The sequence below is a fragment of the Cellulophaga sp. 20_2_10 genome (assembly GCF_023476645.1).
Classification (GTDB): Bacteria; Bacteroidota; Bacteroidia; order Flavobacteriales; family Flavobacteriaceae; genus Cellulophaga.
Window position 1 is genome coordinate 228,696 of sequence record NZ_JAMCOJ010000003.1, and the last position, 20,941, is coordinate 249,636.

Consider the following 20,941-nt stretch of genomic DNA (forward strand, 5'->3'; position numbering starts at 1 on the left):
ACTATTGGTTTAAAATTTCTACTTTTTGTCCGTCTTTAACACTTCTAGCACCTTCTTTAATTACGTGCTCATCAGCTGTTAATCCTTCTAGAACTTCGACTAGAGCACCTTGACTTTTTCCTGTTTTTATAATTTTCTTATGGGTCATTGCGTATTTATCTTCACTCGTTTTTTCGGCTACATAAACATACTGTTCGCCATCTGCATTTTCAGAAATTACACTCTGCGGTATAAGAATAGCTTCTTGACTTGTATAATCGTTTAATTTAACTTTAGCTGTAAGGTTAGGTTTTATGTTTCCGTTTTTATTAGCAACAGGAATTTCTACTGTGAAAGAACGGTTGCTAGGGTTAATAAAATTACCTGTTTGGCGAACTTTAGTTGCAATACTGTCGTTAAGAATAGGAAAGTAAACCATTGCTTCTTTACCGTTTTGAATACTTTTTAGATATGTTTCTGGCACCTCTACATCGATATACATGTTAGATAGGTTTACTATTCTAAAAACCTCTGCGCCCATACCAGGGGCAACAACAGTTCCTTGATCTTTAATTACATCATCTATGATACCAGAAAAAGGAGCTCTAATTGTAGATTTTCCTAACTGACTTTCTCCTTGTTTAATAGCATTTACTTGAGCTTCGTAGTTTGTTTTTGCTTGTAAGTATTGTATTTCTGACCCTATTTTTTGTTCCCAAAGTCTTTGCTGTCTTTCAAACGTAGTTTTAGCTAATTCTGCTTGTGTTTTAAGTTGCGCAAGTTGGCTGCTCATACCTCCGTCATCTATTCTCGCAAGTAGTTGTCCTTTGGTTACTTTTTGACCTTCTTTTACGTATACTTTTTGTAAAGTACCTGCCATTTCTGGGTAAATCAGAACATTTTGTTTTGTTTGCACATTCCCCTGCAACTCTAAAAAGTGATTAAAAGTTTCGGTTTTTGTGGTGAACGTACTTACTAATGGTAGATTTTTGTTTCCTTGTATTTTTGCAATCGTAGAGTCTAATAGGCTCATTTGCATCTCTAATTTTTTATGTTCTTCAGAGATGCTACTTTTTTTAGCTCTAATCTTTTCTAAATTTCCTTCAGAAATAATACTCTCTACAGAAGTGTTTTTACTTCCGCAAGCAGCTAAAACTGCTGTTAGGGTTACTATGTAGAATATTTTTTTCATATTATTTATGTTACTATTTGTTGTGTTGGGGTTAGTTATTTAGAATTACTTCTAATGCTGTTTTTTTGTTAATTACATTTACCATAGACTGCAAGTACTCTTGCTGTACACTGTAAAGCTGAGTTTGCGCTTGTCTCAAATCAAAACTGGTAGCTAAACCTTCAAAATACTTTACTTGGTTTTTTTTCTCTATACGTTCTGCTAAACCTAAATTATTTTGGTTTGTTTGGTATTCTTCAATAGCAAGTGTGTATTCACTTTTTGCATTTTCCCATTGTAAACGTAGAGACTCTTCTGCTTCCGTTTTTTGTGTTTTAGCTTTGTCTAATGCAATTCTAGCACGTGACGTAGATGCACTTCTGCCTAAAGAACTAAAAATAGGAATATTAAGATCGAACCCTAAAATTGAAGAGTTGAACCATTCTGTTTCTCTTTGTAAAAAATCAAACTTTTCACTATAACCCGTATAACCAAAATTTATAAAAGCATTTAAAGTAGGTAGCGCTTTACTTTTTTCTAATTTTAGCTCTAGTTCTCGTTGCTCATTTAAATTAAGCGCCATTTTGTAGTCTACATTCTTCTCTAAGTTTAATTCAGTTTGTAATAAATTTAAATCTATCTGCTTCTGAGTTAAAACATCTAAATCTTCAGTTAATATAGTTTTGTGCTCTAGTTCTAGGCCCATAACTAGATTTAACATTTGTAGCGTTATTGTTTTTAGTCTAATTGCATTTTTTAATTGGTTGTCTACAGATGATAGTGTAATTTGTAACTGCTCAACATTTTCTTCTTCGGTTAAACCGTTATCAAAAATCTTTTGAGTCTCGTATAAGTTCTTTTCTAATGCTGCTTTATTTTTTTCTAAGATTAATGTGCTTTCTCTAGCTAAAAGAACATTCCCGTAGGCTTCTACTACAGATTTACGAACATCAAGAGCTGTTTTTTCTTTGCTGTTTGCACTGTAATCTATAAATGTTTTAGTGGCTTGTACACCAACAATGTAAGAACCATCAAAAATTTGTTGTCGTAATGTTGCTGTTGCGGTGGCAGATTGTTTTTGGCCAAAAACAACAGGGATAAAAGTTCCCGGTGCACCACCTGCTAACTCTCCAGGTATTAAAGAAACGGGCTGCTTTAATTGGTTTTGATACCCTATTGCACCATCTATTTGTGGTAATCCGCCAGCAATAGTTTGCCATTTTTGTTTTTGGGCATCTTCAATATCACGATCGGCGTTTATAGCACTGTAATTGTGTTCTAAAGCATAATTAATTGCTTCCTCTAACGTGAAGCTTGAAGGTTTGTCTTGCGAAAATCCCATTTGCAAGCCCAAAAGCAAAATTAGTAATGTTAAACTTCTTTTCATTTATGATTGATTTGATTTGATAATATCAGTTAATATTTTTTCTCCTTTTATGGTTACTATTCCTCTTAAGTGGTATTCTAAATAATTGTCCATTAATTTAATTTTAGAAAAATTTTCTGGCGGAAAAAAATCATCATCCTTAATAGCCGTCATTCCAGAAAAGTATATTCTAGAAATAAATTCGGTATCTAAGTTTTCTCTAAATAAACCTAGTTCTATGCCTTCTTTTAAATTAGCTACTACACATTTTTGCATAAAAGCAAATTGCTCTTTTTTTAAAGATTGATGTATTTTAGGGTAATACTTTTGTAATTGATAAATTGGAGAAGAACTTTCGTCTTTTAAGTTTGCGATTATAAATTTTCTAATCTCAAACATTTCTTCAATAGGGTTGTGGTCTAAAGCGCAAATGTTATTTATGCCTTCAGTTATATTGCAAAACAAATGAGTGGTGCTTTCTTCAATTAACTTTGTTTTATTGTCAAAGTAGGTGTAAATGGTTTTTTTAGACATACCCAATTCGTTGGCTAAATCATCCATTGTGACACTTTTATAACCTAGAGTTAAAAATAAATCAGAGGCCTTTTCTAAAATTTTTTCTTTCATAATAAGCGGCAAAGATAAGTTAGGAAACTTAGAAAACAAAAAAAGTTTCCGAAGTTTTAAGATTACTTAACCTAAGTTTAAAATGAATGTTACATTTATAATTGCTTAAAAAGTATTTCATGTATTTTTGAAAAAAAATTATAGATGCATTCCATTGACCAGTATAGAGACGCTTTTTTAAAAGAATTAAGTGAAATAGCAATAGATAAGGAGCCTAAAAACTTATACCAACCAATAACGTATATATTAAATTTAGGTGGTAAACGTTTGCGTCCAATATTAGCATTAATGTCTGCTGATATTTTTGGTGCAGACTTTAAAAAGGCTATTCCTGCGGCAATGGCTGTTGAGGTTTTTCATAATTTTTCTTTAGTCCATGACGATATTATGGATGATGCACCTTTACGTAGAGGTAAGGAAACCGTGCACGAAAAATGGGATATAAATACAGGTATATTATCTGGTGATGCTATGTTAATTGAAGCATATAGGTTTTTAGAAACGTATGACGGAAACCAATATAAAAAGCTAAATTCTCTTTTTAGTTTAACTGCTTTGCAGGTTTGTGAAGGTCAGCAATATGATGTAGATTTTGAAGTTAGAGATGATGTTACCATAGCAGAATACTTAAAAATGATAGAGTATAAAACTGCGGTTTTGGTTGCGGCAGCTATGAAAATGGGTGCGGTAATTGCAGAAACTACAGTAGAAAATGAAGATTTGATTTATGATTTTGGTAAAAACTTAGGTATTGCTTTTCAATTACAAGACGATTATTTAGATGCTTTTGGTGACCCAAAAACTTTTGGGAAACAAGTTGGCGGAGATATAATTGAAAATAAGAAAACATACCTATACCTCAAAGCATTAGAGTTGTCTTCTAAAGCAGAGCAAAACTCATTAGATCAGCTTTTTTCTATACAACCAACAAATACCGATGATAAAGTAGCAACCGTTAAAGCTATTTTTCAGGAATCTAAGGCAGATATTGCAACAAAGCAAGCTATAGAGGAATACACCAATAAGGCTTTTGTTGTTTTAGATAAGTTAGTTATATCTACAGATAAAAAAGAAGCTTTGAAGCAGTTTGGTCTATGGTTAATGAATAGAAAGGTTTAGCCTTTCTATTCTACTAAATAAGGTTGCTTTTTTGTTGTAATTATAGGTTTGCTTAAAAGCTGTTCTATAGTTTGTTGTGTTTCTGTAATGCAGATTATTTCTATACCTATATGTATACCGTAAATATTGTCTGGGTTGTTTAAACCAAGATAAAGTATATTGTTTGGAGAGTTTTTTACATTAACAATTCCAGATTTGTAGTTCTCTCTAGAGCCAAACAAAAACGGACTGTAGTCTTCTTTGTTTTTAAAAAGCAATGCATTTTTCTCATCCAATAAGTAAATGTCGCAAATGTTTGCTCCTGGAGGTGGATTCAAATTTTCTACAGCACCAGAAAAAGAGTTTTCGGTATCTATGTAATTAGATAATGTAGATGCTAGTCCAAAACTTTTTATAGTATTTTTAATGTCTTTCTCTTCTCTGGATGCAGTAAATGCATAATACCAAGAAACTGTATTTTCTGGTAATGCAATTGGTACTAGAACTCTGCTTTTTCCTCCTTTTAATAAATCGTTAGACTTACTATTTAAGTAAAAATTATCTTGTTGAAGTGTAACTGTTTTTAGCTTTCTTACTTCTGTTTCAGTTTTTTCAGGAGTGGCATATGTAGTGTCTGCGACTTCTTTATAAGCGATTACCGGTGCTTTTTTGTTAAAAGAATTTACATTAAGTTTTATGCTTATTTTACTCTCTTTGTCACTAGTGCTTTTTATAACTAGCTCGTAAATATCCTTTTCAGGGGCTATCAACCATAAAGACTCTTTCTTGTTTAGTTTTTTAAAGATTGGTTCTTTATCGTTATAGTATTTACCAAGAGTGTAAACTATATTTTCTTTTCCTTTTGACTTAATGTAAAGGTGAATCTCGTCATTTTTATTTGCCGTAAATACCAAAGAATAGTCTTTGTCTTTGGTGCTTACAATAGTAGTGTCTTGTTCTTGTTGTGCTTGTATTGAGTTAATGCAGAACAGTAGGGTTAAAAAACAGACAATTTGTTTCATAGTTTTTTTTGGTAAATGTAGTAAAAGTTACTTTTTTTAAACGAAAGAAAGTGTTATTGTATTGTCTTTAAAAGTTGTTTAGCATCTAAATATTGAAAATACCTTGCAGTAGCAGTGAAATTTTCATCTAGTATAACAATTGCAGGTAAAGAAAATGATTTGTTTTTTCTGCTCGCCATTAGTAAAGGTATTTGATGAATAGAATTTATTTTTTTCGCATTTTCATTTTCATAAGTTGTACCACCAAAAGTTATTTTATCTGTTGTTTCAATATTCATTTTTACAACATAGTAGTCTTTGCTTAATGTGTTAATTACGTTAGAGTTTTTGTATGTTTTTTGGTCCATTGTATGACATAAGCCACACCAATCTGCATAAAAATGAATAAAAACCTTTTTTGGTTTTATGGCTAAGGAATCTTCAAGCTGATTAAAACTTAACCAGTTTACCTCATTGTTTTGCGCTGCTAACTGGCCACAGTTTATGTAGCCAATTAACAAGCAAATAATTATTTTTTTGTAATGTAATTTCATTCTTATTACAAGCTTTTTATTCTTAATCCCATAAAAATAGTTCTTGGTAAAGATGGTCCATAAACATAGTTGCTATCTCTGTTTTTGCCTAGGTCAAAATCATCTTGATACGCATTTGTTATATTTTTTACGCCACCAAAAATTTCCAACCCTGTTTCTAACTTTTCACTTTTAAAAGTGTAACCTAATCTAAGGCTGGTTTCTAAAAAAGACGGAGTCTCTTTGTATTCATCTATAGCCTGACCTGTATTTTCTCCTCCAAAATGTGCAATATCCATACGACCTGTATATACCAAGTTTGCAGAGGCATTAAACCTTTTTGTTGGTGTGTAGGTTAGTGTTGCAAAACCATAGGTATTTGGTGTTCTTAAAAATTCTTTTTTGGTTGGCAAACCTTCAATATTTTCTACTGCCTCTGTAAACTTACTAGACTGTAATGTAATACCAGCATCAACCTGAAAAACATAATCAAAATTTGCTCTTGTTTCTAATGTTAGTCCCTTTACAATGGCCCCATCACCATTTCTTTTCTCAAATAATTCACCAAAACTATCTTCTCCTAAAGGAAAAAGATAAAAGGCATCATTTAGTTTTGTGTAAAAACCTTCTACGGTAAAACCAGCAATTAAATGCTCTGTAGCTTTGTCATAATTAAAAGATGCTGTGTAGCTGTTAGAGCGTTCTTCAAATAAATTATCAGATAAAGAAATCCTAGAAATTCCTCCTCCTGCAAAAGCAATGTGCAAATCCGTGTCAAAAGCTTGTGGTGCTCTAAATCCTGTTCCCCAACCTAATCTAAACTGCGATTCTTTATTCATTTTATACAATAATGATAGTCTAGGACTTGCAATTACATTATCTAACAGGTTGTGTTTGTCTATTCTTATTCCTGATAAAAAATTAATTTTAGGCGTAATGTCCCAATCGTTTTGTAAAAATGCGCCCCAATTTCTGGTGGTTTGGTCTATTTCATAGTTATACGCCTCTATTACATCTAAAACATCATCATAAACATACTCGGTACCAAAAGTAAAAATTGCTTTTCCGCCTATAAATGAATCTACTTTATGGTTTAGTTGTACGCCAGCTTGGTGGGTTTCTACTTTAGAGGTTCCGTATGGTGGGTGTATCAAAAAAGAGTTTAGTTCATCTTCATCATCAGGTTGTATACCTGTATAGTGGTCTCTGTCTGTAATTTGTCCGCCATAGTAAGCAATAAAACTATTTTTGTCTTCATTAAAATTAAGCTGATAATCTAAGCTACCCATTAAAACATTATGTGTGCGTTCTTCAGATTGTTTTGCTAAATGTGCTGCTTTGTCTACTTGTTCACCGCCATATCTATATTCATATATACTACTAATACTAGCTTCTATTTTTTCATTTTCAGAAGGTAAATAAAATAAATTAGCACCAAAAGAATTGTTTTTTAAACTAGGTAATTCAGAGTAATTGTCTCCGTTATCATCATACGTATCTCTATCTCTTTTATTGATAAAAAAAGTAGCGCCAGCAGTTCTGTCTTCATTAACCACAGTAGCATTACCAAGTAAAATATTGTCAGATGCGTTGTTGTTTATACTTTGGTATGTATAGGTTAAATTGTATTCGTTTTTAATAGGTATTTTGGTAATTACGTTAACTGTTCCGCCAATAGCACTAGAGCCGTAGAGAGCAGATACGCCACCTCTAACAACTTCAATACGCTCTATCATATTCACCGGAATTTGCTCCATACCGTAAAGACCTGTTAACGGACTAAATATAGGTCTTCCGTTTATTAGTATTTGGGAATAACCACCCTGTAAACCATTTATGCGTAATTGGGTATAGTTACACGTTTGGCAATCTGTTTCTACTCTTAAGCCTGGCTGAAAACGCAACCCTTCAGATAAATTTGTTGCGACGACGTTATCTAGTGTTTTGCTATTTATGAGGTTGACTATTACGGGAGAATCTGTTCTTCTTTTTTCTGTTTTAGTACCAGTAACTACAATTTGATCTAGTCCTAGTACATCTTCTTTTAAGTTAAAGTTAAGTGTTTGATTGTTATTGTTTACAGTGATTTCTTTTTCAATTGTTTTGTAGCCTATGCTTTTGCATACTAGCGTATACTCGCCTTTAGAGAGTTTCAATGTATAGAAACCATCTTTTTTAGATACCGTTCCGGTTGTTTTTCCTTTTATATGAATAGATGCATATTCCAGGGGGCTATCATCTGTGCTCACTTTTCCTTCAATCAATATTTCTTGAGAAAAGAGGAGTGTTGGTAAAAAGTATATTATATAAAATATTTTTTTCATTAGTGTAAATTTAAATTTAGACAAACCTAAAACTTTATTTTTAGAAATAAAAATGTATTTTTGATAAAAATTAAAATTGATGACGCATTCTGAGGAAAATTATTTAAAAGCAATTTTTCATATTGGAAAAGGAGGAGCTAACGAAATCTCTACAAATGCTATTGCAGAACAGATGGAAACGAAACCGTCTTCTGTAACAGATATGATGAAAAAGCTATCAGAAAAAAACCTGGTAAATTATAAAAAATATAAAGGTGTTTCATTAACGGCTATAGGTAAATCTATGGCGTTGTCTATTATTAGAAAACACAGATTGTGGGAAGTTTTCTTAGTAGAAAAATTAGATTTTTCTTGGGATGAAGTACATGATGTTGCAGAACAATTAGAGCACATAGAGAGTGAGAAGCTAATAGATAAGCTAGATAAACTTTTAGATTACCCTAAATATGATCCACACGGAGATCCGATACCAGATAAGAATGGTAATTTTAAAGTGATGGATAAAAAGTTATTGAGCGAACTTTCTGTAAATGATAAAGGTATTTGTGTTGGGGTAAAAGATTCTTCAAGTCAGTTTTTAAAGTTTTTAGACAAGAATAAAATTGCTTTAGGAGATATTATAGAAGTTATTGATAAAGAAGATTTTGATGGATCTTTTCAATTAAAAATTAATGCTAACAGTTTTAACGTGTCTAGTCAAATTGCTTCTAATTTGTATGTACAGATAACAGAATAAATACTAAAATGAAAAAAATAACATATACAATTGTGGTAGCCGTAATACTTAGTTTATCTGCGTGTAAAACGGATGCTAAAAAAGCAGATAACGGCAAACTAAATGTAGTTACAACAACTACTATGATAACAGATTTACTACATAATATTGGTGGTGATGCTATTAATGTTGTTGGTCTAATGGGGAGTGGTGTAGATCCTCACTTGTATAAAGCGAGTGAAGGAGATGTTACCAAGTTGGTAGATTCCGACGTTGTGTTCTATGGTGGTTTGCACTTAGAAGGTAAACTTGTAGAGGTTTTTGAGAAAATGGAAAAGACCAATAAAAAAACGGTCGCTGTTTCTGATGCTTTAGATAAAAAAGAACTTATTGGGTCAGAATATTTTGCATCTAATTATGATCCGCATATTTGGTTTAATGTTATATTTTGGAAACAAATAACTACTTACGTAGCAAATGAGCTTAAAAAGTTAGATCCTAAGAATGCTGCCGTTTATGAAGAGAATAGTAAAGTGTATTTAGAAAAGTTAACCAAGTTAGACTCAGATTTAAGAGAAACCATTAGTCAGCTGCCAGAAGAAAAAAGGGTTTTGGTTACTGCGCACGATGCCTTTAATTACTTTGGAAAATCATATGGGTTTAATGTTGTTGGTTTACAAGGTATTTCTACAGCAACAGAAGCAGGTGTGCAAGACGTGCAAGAATTATCTAAATTTATAATTGATAACAAGGTGAAAGCTATTTTTGTAGAAACTTCGGTTCCTAAAAGAACAATAGAAGCACTACAAGCATCGGTGCAATCTAAAAATCATAATGTAACTATTGGCGGTACGTTGTATTCTGATGCTTTAGGGGATAAAGGTACTGTAGAGGGTACTTATATTGGAATGTTTAGATACAATGTTACAACAATTGTAACTGCATTAAAATAATAATTTATGGAAACAAAATATGCTATTACAGTAGATGACCTTACGGTTGCTTACAACTATAAACCAGTTTTGTGGGATATAGATTTGGCCATACCAGAAGGTGTGCTTATGGCTATTGTTGGTCCTAATGGGGCAGGTAAATCGACCTTAATAAAATCTATTTTAGGCATTATTAAGCCTATTGCTGGTAGTGTAAAAATATTTGGTAAACCATATAAGAAACAGTTTAAAGAAGTTGCCTATGTACCACAAAAAGGGAGTGTAGATTGGGATTTTCCTACCACTGCATTAGACGTGGTGATGATGGGGACTTATGGTAGTTTAGGGTGGATAAAAAGACCCGGCCAAAAAGAGAAAAAAGCAGCATTAGAGGCTTTAGAAAAAGTAGGAATGTTGTCTTTTAAATCGAGGCAAATTAGTCAGCTTAGTGGTGGCCAACAACAACGTATTTTCTTAGCAAGAGCTTTGGTGCAAAATGCTAGTATTTATTTAATGGATGAGCCTTTCCAAGGAGTAGATGCTACAACGGAAAAAGCTATAATTAATATTTTAAAGGAATTGCGTAAAGCTGGTAAAACACTAATTGTTGTACACCATGATTTGCAAACGGTACCCGAGTATTTTGATTGGGTTACCTTTTTAAATGTGAAAAAGATAGCAACTGGGCCAGTTAAAGATATTTTTAATGATGGTAACCTTACCAAGACTTACGGTATAAACTATAAGGTAAGTGTACAGGAGTAAATTTTAGCTAAAACAATTGGATTGTGGAAATAACAGAATATTTTAATCTTCTTTTTACAGATTACACCTTGCAAACCATAACATTGGGCACTGCTGTTCTAGGTGCTTTGTGCGGTATGTTAGGTAGTTTTGCTGTTTTACGTAAGCAGAGTTTATTGGGAGACGCAATATCGCATGCGGCATTGCCTGGTATTGCTTTGGCTTTTTTAATTACAGGTTCTAAGGATAGTAATACATTGCTAATTGGCGCTTTAATTAGTGGGTTAATTGGTACTTTTTGGATTCGTGGAATAGTTAAAAAAACGCATTTAAAATCTGATACAGCTTTAGGTTTAATCTTATCCTTGTTTTTTGGATTTGGAATGTTGTTGTTAACCTTTATTCAAAAGATGCCTAATGCTAATCAGGCTGGTTTAGACAAATATTTATTTGGTCAAGCTGCTACTTTAGTTAGTAGTGACGTTTGGACTATGTGCATTATTGCTGGCTTAAGTTTGCTTATTTTGTTGGTATTTTGGAAAGAGTTTAAACTACTTCTTTTTGATGCAGATTATACCAAGTCTTTGGGCTTTAATGTAAAATTTTTAGACGTTTTAATCACCTTTTTTATAGTAATATCTATAGTCGTTGGGTTACAAACTGTAGGTGTTGTTTTAATGAGCGCTATGTTATTGGCACCGGCAGCAGCAGCAAGACAATGGACAAATAGTTTAAGTGTAATGGTGCTTTTGGCTGCTATTTTCGGTGCTTTTTCAGGAGTATTAGGAACTGCAATTAGCGCAAGTTCTAACAACTTATCTACAGGGCCAGTAATTGTTTTAATAGCAGCAGTTTTTGTATTGTTTTCGTTTATTTTTTCGCCAAAAAGGGGATTGTTGTTTCGTGAAATTAGATACCAAAGCAACCGTAAAGATTTGGAGTTGCATAAAACATTAGCATTTATGTATCATATTGTAAAAACGCATGATAATATAAATCATCCACATGCAATTAAAATTTTAAATAATTTTCACGGATTTACACGTAAATCACTTCAGAAATTAGAAAGCAGAGAGCTAATAACGGTAACTAAAACAATGTGGTCCTTAACTGAAAAAGGATTTAGTACGGCCGCAAATTTGTATAATCAACAAGAAGAAAATGAGTAGTGCACAAATAGAAATACAACTTATTGCTTGTCTGGTAGCTATTGCTTGTGCTATACCTGGTACTTTTTTAGTGTTGCGAAAAATGGCAATGATTAGTGATGCTATTAGTCATTCTATACTGCCAGGATTGGTTATAGGTTTCTTTATAACAGAAGACTTAAATTCACCTTGGTTAATTTTATTAGCAGCTGTTACTGGTGTAATTACTGTAATCATGGTAGAATTTATACAGAAAACAGGCTTGGTAAAAGAAGATACAGCCATAGGCTTAGTTTTTCCTGCATTGTTTAGTATTGGCGTTATTTTAATCGCTAAAAATGCCAATGATGTACATTTAGATGTAGATGCTGTTTTGCTAGGTGAGCTTGCTTTTGCGCCCTTTGATAGGTTGTCTGTAAATGGTGTAGACTTGGGAGCTAAATCTATTTGGATTATAGGAACCATAGTTGTTATAACACTAACGCTATTAATTACATTTTTTAAAGAATTAAAGGTTAGTACGTTTGATAAGCAATTGGCAGCAACATTAGGTTTTTCACCGCTTGTAATACATTATGGTTTAATGTCTATAGCCTCTGTAACTACGGTTGGTGCTTTTGATGCCGTTGGTGCTATATTGGTGGTTGCATTAATGATAGCTCCCGCAGCTATGGCTTATTTGCTAACGAACGATTTAAAAAAGATGCTAATTATAGCAATTTTAGCGGGTATTGCATCTGCCTTAATAGGGTATTGGGTTGCACATTATTTAGATGCTTCTATTGCAGGATCTATGACCACCGTTTTGGGATTCTTATTTTTATTGGTGTATTTATTTGCGCCTAGTAAGGGTTTAATCTCTGTGTTGTATAGGCAAAAAAGACAACAAGTAGAAGTGTATTTGCTTACTTTTATGTTGCATTTGCAAAATCATTCTGAAGAGTCAGAGCGACATATTAACCACTTAGGAGAACATATTAATTGGGGTAAAATGCAATCTAAAACCGTTGTGGATTTGGCCCTAAAAAACAATATGATTGTAATTGATAATAATATTATATCGTTAACAGAAAAGGGTCAGGGATTTACGCAAAAAGCGATAGATTATATTACAACCAATAGTACTGTGGCTATAGAAGAAATGAAAGATGATTTCTTTTTATTTAGAGGTTGATAAGTGTGTAATATTTTTCTAGAAATCTATTCTGTTGTACATTCGCGTTTAAGATGAAAAATAAAACAAGACATTGGCTTTGGAATATAGCAATAGCATTAACCCTAGTTTTGGTGGTAATTGCTTTTTTAGCGCATTATAAAAACTGGATAAAGGTTGAAAATGATGAGTTTAAAATATTATCTGGTATATATTACAAGGAACTTAATTTTACAGATGTAAATACGGTAGAGATGGTAGATAAAATACCATCTTTAGAACGTTTAAATGGTTTTTCTGTTAAAGAAACAGAAAAGGGTATCTTTAGAGATTCTATATATAATACAGAGGTTTATATTTTTGTAGATAAATTATCTAGACAAAAAATAAAAGTTACCTACAACGATTCTCTACAGTTGTTTTTTAATGTTTCCGACTCTTTAGAAACGGAGAAAATGTATACTTTGTTTTCAAGTAAATTAGATAGTTTATCTCGTTTAAAATAACCCTCTATTTAATTCTATCATTTTATGATTATCACAATAAAAGTATTTGCTGCCTTATACGGTATGTTAGCCGTTATATTTGGTGCTTTTGGTGCTCATGCACTAAAAAAGATATTCACAGACGACCAGCTCAAGAATTTTGAGACTGGCGTAAAGTATCAAATGTATCATGCTATTGTATTGTTAGTATTAGGTTTTAATTTCAATTTTACAACTACTCAAGAAATAGTAATGGGTTACGCTTTTATAATCGGGATTTTCTTATTCTCATTTAGTATATATGGCCTCTGTATATCATCAGCTAAAGGAAAAAAAATTAAATTTCTTGGGCCAATAACGCCCCTAGGAGGTTTAGGATTAGTCCTAGGTTGGGCGCTTTTGTTGCTTAACTTTCTTAAATTATAGTCTTAAATTTTATTCTTCTGCAGTAAACTCTCTTATAGCTTGGTTAGGCTCTATAATGTTATATCCTTTCCAAAATTCAGGGTCGTACTTTTTTAAGTATTCTGGTTTAATAATCTTTTTTTGCTCAAAATTGTCGTACGTGCTTTTTGTTATGTTTTCGGCATCAAAAACAACAATTTCGTATTTAGTTACACTTGTAATTGCCATGTCTAACTTTACATAAAGCTCGTTTTGTTTATTTCTTCCTTTTACAACCTTGTTCTTTTCAATTATTTTTAAAGGTCTTCTTATACCTGCTTTACTTCCTGCTTCTCGTTCTAAATATTGTAGGTCGTAGGTGTTATTTTCATTTTTAGCAAAAATCATTTTACCTCTAGATAAGTGTTCTTGGTAAGAAATTCCGAATAGCTTAATACTTTTTAGTGTTTTTACATTGTCATAATCTATACGGATAACAGCAAAATCATCTGCGTTTACATATATGGTACCCTCATAATCTGCACCTCTCTTAGGTTCAAAATTTAATATATACACAGGTATGTTTCCCCAGTACGTGTAGTCTTTTATAGTAAAGTTGTAACGTCCAGATTTTGTTATCACGTTTAGTTTAGCATCATCCATATAAAATAGATTATTAAACTGATTGCCTATAGTTGTTTTTTTATAATCGGCATAACTAGCTCTGCGTGCTTCTTCTAATTTTTTCTTTTCCTCTAGCTCTTTTTTTAATGCTATACTGTCTTTTTTTACGTCATTAGGGTTGTTTAATGCGCCATCAACTTTAACACCAACAAGACCCGATTTTATTTTAAAGTACGAATCTGGTTTTACATTGTTTTTAATAATCTCGTTAAATTTTTCTTCAAGCTTAGTAATATCTAACTCAGAGTTTTTATCGTATAATCTACATGCTTTTATAGGATCTATTTTTAATGTTTCTTTATCGTAATTTCCGTAAATATCACATAAAACCTCAGAATAACTATTGTCTCTTTTTGGCAAAGCAGTTATAACGCTATCTAAAAAAGGCTTATTTAGTTCCTCTATAGTAGATTTCATAAATGTATAGTTTGTTTTATCTAATCCTTGGTAATTAGACTCTCTAAGGAATATTTTTTTCTTAGTTAGGTCTTTGCTATAGTTTTTGTCTAAACTATCTTTAACCATATCTATAATCTCTTCTCCGGTGTAATTTTTATTTGAAACCAAAACCTCATTAAGTTCTATGGTCTTTGGTTGCATGTAAATAATACTATCCTTAAAAGTGTGTATGGGTTGCGCTATTGATTCGTAGCCAATACAAGAAATAAAAATTGAATCTATTGCAGTTGTGTTTGTAGTGCTTAATGAAAATTTACCTTCACCATTTGTAATTACTCCTTTTTTATTAGAGAGTACAACCGAAACATACGGTATTGCTTCTTTATTAGCTGCATCTTTTATACTAGCATTAAGTTCTTGTGCTGTTGTGATATTGCTTGCAATTAAAGTGATGATTAAAATTACAAGTTGAGTCGTTTTACGCATAATTAGTTTTTTGGTTTTTGTTTCTTATTAGTATAGACAACATAAACTTGGTTGTTGTTGCCTGCTGTTGCTAAAAAAAATGAAAATAAAACGTAAAACTTTGATTGCTAGATTTTTGAGTCGTTTTATTTTAGAGTTACTTTTTTAGCCGCTGGCTAAATAAAGTAATCTAAGTACTACAAGAGAGGGTTTTTGGATAACTTTAGTATAGTATTCTTATTTCTTTAACGAAATTGTGAATACTTTAAGATAATGTAGCAAGAATTATAAAGAAGAATTAGCTGCAACCACAGTCGTCAGAGCCACATGATTTTTTATTCTTACTATTAGCAAAAAGAGATTTAGGAAGAAAAAATTTCTTAGCTACATAACCAAATGCTACTGCAGCAGTAATAAATACTAGGATGTGTTGTAACGTTTCCATAACCTTAATAGTTTTTATAAAGGGTTGTTTTTGATTGCAACCCTTATTTAGACTATGTAAAGATAAAGAATTAATTATTATTTAAAGGCATTAAGACCGGTAATGTCCATTCCTGTAATAAGTAAGTGTATATCATGCGTACCTTCATACGTAATAACACTTTCTAAGTTCATCATATGTCGCATAATACTGTACTCGCCAGTGATACCCATAGCACCTAAAACCTGTCTTGCTTCTCTGGCAATGTTTAAAGCCATATCTACATTGTTACGTTTGGCCATAGATATTTGTGCAGTTGTTGCTTTGCCTTCATTCTTAAGCTGTCCTAAGCGTAATGCTAGTAACTGTGCTTTTGTAATTTCGGTAATCATTTCTGCTAATTTCTTTTGTTGCAATTGGTATGCGCCAATTGGCTTACCAAATTGTATGCGTTCTTTTGCATAACGTAAGGCAGTATCATAACAATCCATTGCTGCGCCAATTGCACCCCAAGCAATACCGTAACGAGCCGAATCTAAACATCCTAATGGAGCGCCTAGTCCGTTTTTATTTGGTAATAGGTTTTCTTTAGGAATTTTTACATTATCAAAAATAAGTTCACCCGTTGCAGATGCTCTTAAAGACCATTTGTTGTGAGTTTCTGGAGTAGAAAAACCTTCCATTCCGCGCTCAACAATAAGTCCGTTAATTCTACCTTCTTCGTTCTTAGCCCAAACAACAGCTACATCGCAAAAAGGAGAATTAGAGATCCATAGTTTAGCACCATTTAAAAGGTAATGGTCTCCCATATCTTTGTATTTGGTTTCCATACCGCCAGGGTTAGATCCGTGGTTTGGTTCTGTTAAACCAAAACTACCCATAAACTCCCCGCTAGCTAATTTAGGTAAGTATTTTTTACGTTGTTCTTCTGTACCGTAGGTATAAATAGGGTACATAACCAAAGAAGATTGTACAGATGCAGTAGAACGTACGCCACTATCACCACGTTCTATCTCTTGCATAATTAAACCATAACTTATTTGGTCTAAACCAGCACCACCGTATTCTTCAGGAATGTATGGGCCAAAAGCACCAATCTCTGCTAATCCACTAATTATTTGCTTAGGAAACTCAGCTTTTTGAGCGTATTCTTCAATTATTGGAGATACGTCTCTTTTTACCCATTGGCGGGCGGCATCTCTCACCAATTTATGTTCTTCGGACAATAAATCGTCTATATTGTAATAATCTGGTGCTTCAAATAAATCTGGTTTCATAGCTATGTATTAGGATATGTAACCAAAGATAGGCAAAGAAATATAACAATACAAAGAGTAAATGTTACATTTTTAAATAAAAATCTTTTGTTAGGTTGATGTATTCTTCCGTGTAGATATGTCTATCTTTCTCTATAACAAGCTCTTCAGTTTTTAAGTTTGATGAAGGCTCTTTTGTAAACTCCAACAGACTTCGTTTTATCGCTACGTCAGCGTTACCTTTAACTCTCGTAATTCGTTTTGGATATAGTTGAAAATTTTTGGCAAGTTTTATAAATTCTTCTTCTTCTTTAAACGGAATTATAGTTGAAAATACGCCATCTTTAGATAGTAATTTTGATGCGCCACTAAGCAGCTCATTAAATGGTAAAGATGTGTTTTGGCGAGCATTATCTCTAGCTTCATTACCAGTAGTAACATCTTCCGTGTAAAAAGGAGGATTGGATACTATTAAATCATACAACTCATCTTGATCAGTTTCGTCTGTAGCATATTCATCTACAAACTCATCAAAACCAGCGTGAAAACAAAACAAGCGATCTGCCCAGATAGATGATTCAAAATTTTCTGTGCATTGTTCGTAAGCAGCATCATCTAACTCAATAGCCTCTATATTATCTGCAATGCTACGTTGAGCTAGCATTAAAGAAATAATACCAGTACCACTACCAATATCTAAAATAGAGTAGGGGTTGTGGTCTATAGATGCCCATGCGCCCAATAAAACACCGTCTGTGCCTATTTTCATAGCGCAACGGTCTTGGGCAATAGTAAATTGTTTAAATGTAAAAGGTTTGCTCATGATATAAGTTTAAAAAAGAAGAGGCAAGCTTGTAAAAAAAGCTTGCCTCTTACGTTTGCAAAATTAAGGAGTTTATCTTACTCTATTTCTAATATTTTGTAAAGAATCATCTACAAGTAATTTACCATCTTTAAATACTACTTTTAGTTCTCCTGTTTTTTCTTCGTCCCAGGAAACACTATCTGTAAGTGTAAATACGCCGTTTTTCTTTTCAACTTTAAGTAATCCTTTAGCAGATTTTTTAGTTCCATCGTCAGTAATAGGATCTTTAAAAATTTCTCTTCCTTCTCCGTTTACTTCTCCGTATGTTGCTTTCATTGCAAAACCAAAAGTATCTCTAGTGTTGTATTGGTAAGTAAAAGAGCCAATACCTAAAACTACGTTTGTAGATGCAAACCCTTTTTGTTTTAGGCGCTCGCAAATATCTGTAGCACGGTCTGTAGTAATGCTGTCTCCATAAATAGCACCAATATGACTGTCTAATTCTTTGTATCCTTTATCGTTTGTTTTTCCGCCAAAGATCTCCCAAAGCAGTTCTATAACACCTTTTTTCTCTTCTGCTGTTTTTCCATTAGGATTGCCACAAATAATATCTGCAGGATCTCCACTATCTGGTCTAATAACAACCTTACCATCTCTTGCTAAAACTTCTTCTTTTAGGTTGGGTAAGTACTCTGTAAGTACTTTCCATAAGTCCCAAGTGTCAGACACAATAGAAACAATGCCATTAGGGTATACTTCTGTAATTAGCCTTTTAAAAGTTTCTTCTTCGCCTGTGTTTGTGCCCATACACATAACAGAGTGTTCTGTAGCTGCAACTGAACCACCAATAAGTTCTGTGTCAGAATTTGCATTGTAGTATTCTTCTAAAAAATCTATACATGGTATAGTGTCTGTGCCAGAGAAACTAAGTAAGTGAGCAGATGCACTCATTACTGCAGCTTCCATACCAGCGATGCCTCGCATAGAAAAATCGTGTCCTTGCCAGTCTACAAATTCTGGAGTAGAAGAAGTTTCGTCAGCATATTTGTCTAGAATTCCTCTGTACTGTTTTGCAATAGTTGCAGAAGTACAAGGCATCCAGATGGTTGTACTTAATATAGTTTCAAAATAATTAGTTAGCCAAAAGAATTCTGGTAATGTGTTGTACATTGTCATCATAGGGACACGTATAGGAACAGATGAACCTTCTGGTAGTGCTTTAATTACCATTGGCAAATAACCAAGATCATGTAAAGCTTCTATATGTGCTATGCCAACAGCATTTTCTCCTAAATAATTATTTATTCTTCTGCTATATTTTTTAGCAATTTCTTCTTTGGGTTTACCAAAAAAGTTAGCGTTAAAATCTTCTATAATGTATTTTTTAATAAAATACTGAAGTCCAAAAAATACGATTTCATCAATAGCTTCTATTCTACTTTTTCTTGGTGTCCAGTTAGAGTATACTAATGTTGTGCCTTCTGGATATTGTCTTCTGTGATCTACCTTGTAGCCGTCTGTATATAGTAATGGATTCATAATATCTATATTTTGTAATTATTATCTTAGTCTAGTAAGTCTGCTATTTTTATTTGTGTAATCTTTGGTTGTTCTGTAATGGTGTTAAAAGAATCGGTTGTAAAAATGCCATCGTAATAGCTGCTTAGACTCTCCAAACCTTTACTAAAAATACCGTGGCTAACAGCAAGGTATAAATTGCCGGCATTCTTGTTTCTTAATTCTTGTGCTAAGCCATTAAAAGTTCCGCCACCATCGCAGATATCATCTACAACCAAACAATCTTTACCTTGAAGGTCATCTGTATATACTTTAAACCCCGATAATTTACCAGTCTTTACGTCTCTAGACTTAGAACATTCTACAACCTCTTTACCTCCTAAATATTCAGATACTTTGTATATTTTTTTAAGAGCACCTCCGTCTGGAGAAATTAAAACTATAGTGTTATTTAAGGTCGATAGTACTTTTTCTATAAACGTGTAATTTGTAACGGTAGTACAGTTGTTTAATAGGGCAGGAGTAACCTCTGAGTGTGGGTCGTAAACAGTAACTTCATCTAATTGAAGGCTATTTATAAGATCTGCATATACTTTTACAGATAGTGATTCACCAGAGACCATTAATCTGTCTTGTCTAGCAGCCGGAAAATATGGGATAAAAACTTTTATAATCTTTACGCCCATACGTTTTAGTGCATCTACGGTTATTAGCAGTAAGCCTACATCGTTAAAAGATTGGAGTCTGTGTGTTACTGTTGTAGTTTCTTGGATATTAAAATTGTCTTCAATTTTAATATGTGGCTCTCCACCAGAAAATAAAAACGACTTATATTCGATGCTTTTCTGATTTGGAAACGGATTAAACTGTGGATCTAAATTTAGTATCATTTGCGTTATTTTTACACAAAGTTAAATAAGTAAATGGATTAGCAAAAACATTTTGTGTTAAAGTTACGCAAACTTAATTTCAAAATGCATCCCTTTCTTCTCTAAGGCTTTGTATTTGTTAGTGTCAAAGGTGAATAATTGTGCGGGTCTACCACTTCCTGCTTTTTGTTTTTCATCGGATTTTTTAATAAAATCGAAACTTAATATCTTTTTTCTAAAGTTTCTTCGATCAATTTCTTGTTCCAAAATGGTAGCATATAAATGCTCTAAATCTGAAAACGGAAACTTTTTTGGAAGCAAATCAAAGCCAATTGGTTGGTAGTGTAGTTTAGCTTTTAATCTCTTAAAAGCAGTGTTTATAATTAAATTATGATCGAACGGTAAAGCTGGTGTATTGTTTATGTTTTGCCATTTTACATCTTGCGCATCTGTGGCTGCACTTAATTTAAATTTCTCTGGATTAACTAGGGCAAAATAGGATACAGATATTACCTGGTTTCTTTGGTCACGATTAATATCGTCTCCAAACGTATATAGTTGTTCTAGGTAGTTTACAGTAATACCTGCCTCTTCTTGTAGTTCTCTGTGTACTGCCGTGGTTAGTGTTTCACCATTTTGTACTAAGCCTCCTGGTAAAACCCATTGGTCTTTGTAATGGCCATATTTTTGTTGTACTAATAAAATATAAAGTGCGTTATCTTGATAGCCAAAAACAACAGCATCTACAGCTATTTTTATGTTCTGATTGTTCTGCATAATATGTGTAGTATATACGCAAAAATACAGGTTTTATTATCTGAGAAAAAAATAAAGAATACTTTGTTTAAAAATAGGTTGACT

The 20,941-nt window shown here is 32.8% G+C and carries 20 protein-coding genes; 8 read left to right on the plus strand and 12 right to left on the minus strand.

Annotation, left to right across the window (positions count from 1 at the left end; translation table 11 throughout):
• Nucleotide 1 precedes the first annotated feature (1 nt).
• Genes M4I21_RS07310 through M4I21_RS07320 form a run of 3 tightly spaced genes read right to left on the minus strand, consistent with a single transcriptional unit; the run spans nt 2 to nt 3,143 of the window.
• The gene (locus M4I21_RS07310; RefSeq protein WP_249558460.1) at nt 2-1,171 is read right to left on the minus strand and encodes an efflux RND transporter periplasmic adaptor subunit; all 1,170 of its coding nucleotides are present in this window, start codon (nt 1,169-1,171) and stop codon (nt 2-4) included.
• A gap of 31 nt (nt 1,172-1,202) precedes the next feature.
• Nucleotides 1,203-2,537, minus strand: a complete 1,335-nt coding sequence (locus tag M4I21_RS07315; RefSeq protein ID WP_249558461.1) for a TolC family protein — start codon at nt 2,535-2,537, stop codon at nt 1,203-1,205.
• Entirely contained in the window at nt 2,538-3,143 is a 606-nt protein-coding gene (locus M4I21_RS07320) for a TetR/AcrR family transcriptional regulator (protein ID WP_249558462.1), read from the minus strand.
• A gap of 144 nt (nt 3,144-3,287) precedes the next feature.
• Between M4I21_RS07320 and M4I21_RS07325 the strand changes: the two genes are divergently transcribed.
• Nucleotides 3,288-4,262 carry a polyprenyl synthetase family protein gene (locus tag M4I21_RS07325; protein ID WP_249558463.1) on the plus strand — a complete coding sequence of 325 codons (975 nt, stop codon included), beginning with the start codon at nt 3,288-3,290 and terminating at the stop codon, nt 4,260-4,262.
• A 5-nt stretch (nt 4,263-4,267) separates the two neighbouring features.
• Here M4I21_RS07325 and M4I21_RS07330 read toward each other — a convergent pair whose 3' ends face one another.
• Genes M4I21_RS07330 through M4I21_RS07340 form a run of 3 tightly spaced genes read right to left on the minus strand, consistent with a single transcriptional unit; the run spans nt 4,268 to nt 8,099 of the window.
• Complete coding sequence (locus tag M4I21_RS07330; protein WP_249558464.1) at nt 4,268-5,263, minus strand: hypothetical protein; 996 nt, start codon at nt 5,261-5,263, stop codon at nt 4,268-4,270.
• A 53-nt stretch (nt 5,264-5,316) separates the two neighbouring features.
• Nucleotides 5,317-5,796 carry a thioredoxin family protein gene (locus tag M4I21_RS07335; RefSeq protein ID WP_249558465.1) on the minus strand — a complete coding sequence of 160 codons (480 nt, stop codon included), beginning with the start codon at nt 5,794-5,796 and terminating at the stop codon, nt 5,317-5,319.
• 5 nt (nt 5,797-5,801) lie between these two features.
• On the minus strand, nt 5,802-8,099 hold the full coding sequence (locus M4I21_RS07340; RefSeq protein ID WP_249558466.1) for a TonB-dependent receptor: 2,298 nt from the start codon (nt 8,097-8,099) through the stop codon (nt 5,802-5,804).
• A 79-nt stretch (nt 8,100-8,178) separates the two neighbouring features.
• Between M4I21_RS07340 and M4I21_RS07345 the strand changes: the two genes are divergently transcribed.
• Genes M4I21_RS07345 through M4I21_RS07375 form a run of 7 tightly spaced genes read left to right on the plus strand, consistent with a single transcriptional unit; the run spans nt 8,179 to nt 13,702 of the window.
• A complete protein-coding gene (locus M4I21_RS07345; RefSeq protein WP_249558467.1) occupies nt 8,179-8,835 on the plus strand; it encodes a metal-dependent transcriptional regulator in 657 nt (218 codons plus the stop codon).
• A gap of 8 nt (nt 8,836-8,843) precedes the next feature.
• Nucleotides 8,844-9,767, plus strand: coding sequence for a metal ABC transporter solute-binding protein, Zn/Mn family (locus M4I21_RS07350; protein WP_249558468.1), 924 nt, complete (start codon nt 8,844-8,846; stop codon nt 9,765-9,767).
• A gap of 6 nt (nt 9,768-9,773) precedes the next feature.
• The gene (locus tag M4I21_RS07355; protein ID WP_249558469.1) at nt 9,774-10,511 is read left to right on the plus strand and encodes a metal ABC transporter ATP-binding protein; all 738 of its coding nucleotides are present in this window, start codon (nt 9,774-9,776) and stop codon (nt 10,509-10,511) included.
• A 23-nt stretch (nt 10,512-10,534) separates the two neighbouring features.
• On the plus strand, nt 10,535-11,659 hold the full coding sequence (locus tag M4I21_RS07360; protein WP_249558470.1) for a metal ABC transporter permease: 1,125 nt from the start codon (nt 10,535-10,537) through the stop codon (nt 11,657-11,659).
• Nucleotides 11,652-12,812 carry a metal ABC transporter permease gene (locus M4I21_RS07365; protein ID WP_249558471.1) on the plus strand — a complete coding sequence of 387 codons (1,161 nt, stop codon included), beginning with the start codon at nt 11,652-11,654 and terminating at the stop codon, nt 12,810-12,812. Before M4I21_RS07360 ends, M4I21_RS07365 begins: the two co-directional genes overlap by 8 nt.
• Before the next feature lie 53 nt (nt 12,813-12,865).
• Nucleotides 12,866-13,297 carry a hypothetical protein gene (locus tag M4I21_RS07370; RefSeq protein WP_249558472.1) on the plus strand — a complete coding sequence of 144 codons (432 nt, stop codon included), beginning with the start codon at nt 12,866-12,868 and terminating at the stop codon, nt 13,295-13,297.
• Between the two features lie 24 nt (nt 13,298-13,321).
• Nucleotides 13,322-13,702 (plus strand): DUF423 domain-containing protein, encoded by a 381-nt coding sequence (locus M4I21_RS07375; RefSeq protein WP_249558473.1) that lies wholly within the window; start codon nt 13,322-13,324, stop codon nt 13,700-13,702.
• A gap of 9 nt (nt 13,703-13,711) precedes the next feature.
• Here the strand turns inward: M4I21_RS07375 and M4I21_RS07380 are convergent, their stop codons facing one another.
• From M4I21_RS07380 to M4I21_RS07405, 6 genes are all read right to left on the minus strand, one after another.
• Nucleotides 13,712-15,229, minus strand: a complete 1,518-nt coding sequence (locus M4I21_RS07380; RefSeq protein WP_249558474.1) for a carboxypeptidase-like regulatory domain-containing protein — start codon at nt 15,227-15,229, stop codon at nt 13,712-13,714.
• A gap of 501 nt (nt 15,230-15,730) precedes the next feature.
• On the minus strand, nt 15,731-16,909 hold the full coding sequence (locus M4I21_RS07385; protein ID WP_072303577.1) for an acyl-CoA dehydrogenase family protein: 1,179 nt from the start codon (nt 16,907-16,909) through the stop codon (nt 15,731-15,733).
• A gap of 64 nt (nt 16,910-16,973) precedes the next feature.
• A complete protein-coding gene (locus tag M4I21_RS07390; RefSeq protein ID WP_249558475.1) occupies nt 16,974-17,711 on the minus strand; it encodes a tRNA1(Val) (adenine(37)-N6)-methyltransferase in 738 nt (245 codons plus the stop codon).
• Between the two features lie 72 nt (nt 17,712-17,783).
• Nucleotides 17,784-19,232, minus strand: a complete 1,449-nt coding sequence (locus M4I21_RS07395) for a nicotinate phosphoribosyltransferase (RefSeq protein ID WP_249558476.1) — start codon at nt 19,230-19,232, stop codon at nt 17,784-17,786.
• Nucleotides 19,233-19,258: 26 nt separating this feature from the next.
• On the minus strand, nt 19,259-20,101 hold the full coding sequence (gene prs, locus M4I21_RS07400; RefSeq protein WP_249558477.1) for a ribose-phosphate diphosphokinase: 843 nt from the start codon (nt 20,099-20,101) through the stop codon (nt 19,259-19,261).
• 63 nt (nt 20,102-20,164) lie between these two features.
• Complete coding sequence (locus tag M4I21_RS07405) at nt 20,165-20,857, minus strand: NUDIX hydrolase (RefSeq protein WP_249558478.1); 693 nt, start codon at nt 20,855-20,857, stop codon at nt 20,165-20,167.
• Nucleotides 20,858-20,941: the final 84 nt, after the last annotated feature.

Bases quoted from the DNA above. Each gene is read 5' to 3' on its own strand.
- M4I21_RS07375 (WP_249558473.1), top strand. From the start codon at position 13,322: ATGATTATCACAATAAAAGTATTTGCTGCCTTATACGGTATGTTAGCC.
- M4I21_RS07390 (WP_249558475.1), bottom strand. From the start codon at position 17,711: ATGAGCAAACCTTTTACATTTAAACAATTTACTATTGCCCAAGACCGT.
- M4I21_RS07350 (WP_249558468.1), top strand. From the start codon at position 8,844: ATGAAAAAAATAACATATACAATTGTGGTAGCCGTAATACTTAGTTTA.
- M4I21_RS07355 (WP_249558469.1), top strand. From the start codon at position 9,774: ATGGAAACAAAATATGCTATTACAGTAGATGACCTTACGGTTGCTTAC.
- M4I21_RS07370 (WP_249558472.1), top strand. From the start codon at position 12,866: ATGAAAAATAAAACAAGACATTGGCTTTGGAATATAGCAATAGCATTA.
- M4I21_RS07315 (WP_249558461.1), bottom strand. From the start codon at position 2,537: ATGAAAAGAAGTTTAACATTACTAATTTTGCTTTTGGGCTTGCAAATG.
- M4I21_RS07385 (WP_072303577.1), bottom strand. From the start codon at position 16,909: ATGAAACCAGATTTATTTGAAGCACCAGATTATTACAATATAGACGAT.
- M4I21_RS07340 (WP_249558466.1), bottom strand. From the start codon at position 8,099: ATGAAAAAAATATTTTATATAATATACTTTTTACCAACACTCCTCTTT.
- M4I21_RS07405 (WP_249558478.1), bottom strand. From the start codon at position 20,857: ATGCAGAACAATCAGAACATAAAAATAGCTGTAGATGCTGTTGTTTTT.
- M4I21_RS07365 (WP_249558471.1), top strand. From the start codon at position 11,652: ATGAGTAGTGCACAAATAGAAATACAACTTATTGCTTGTCTGGTAGCT.
- M4I21_RS07345 (WP_249558467.1), top strand. From the start codon at position 8,179: ATGACGCATTCTGAGGAAAATTATTTAAAAGCAATTTTTCATATTGGA.
- M4I21_RS07330 (WP_249558464.1), bottom strand. From the start codon at position 5,263: ATGAAACAAATTGTCTGTTTTTTAACCCTACTGTTCTGCATTAACTCA.
- M4I21_RS07320 (WP_249558462.1), bottom strand. From the start codon at position 3,143: ATGAAAGAAAAAATTTTAGAAAAGGCCTCTGATTTATTTTTAACTCTA.
- prs (WP_249558477.1), bottom strand. From the start codon at position 20,101: ATGATACTAAATTTAGATCCACAGTTTAATCCGTTTCCAAATCAGAAA.
- M4I21_RS07335 (WP_249558465.1), bottom strand. From the start codon at position 5,796: ATGAAATTACATTACAAAAAAATAATTATTTGCTTGTTAATTGGCTAC.
- M4I21_RS07380 (WP_249558474.1), bottom strand. From the start codon at position 15,229: ATGCGTAAAACGACTCAACTTGTAATTTTAATCATCACTTTAATTGCA.
- M4I21_RS07310 (WP_249558460.1), bottom strand. From the start codon at position 1,171: ATGAAAAAAATATTCTACATAGTAACCCTAACAGCAGTTTTAGCTGCT.
- M4I21_RS07325 (WP_249558463.1), top strand. From the start codon at position 3,288: ATGCATTCCATTGACCAGTATAGAGACGCTTTTTTAAAAGAATTAAGT.
- M4I21_RS07395 (WP_249558476.1), bottom strand. From the start codon at position 19,232: ATGAATCCATTACTATATACAGACGGCTACAAGGTAGATCACAGAAGA.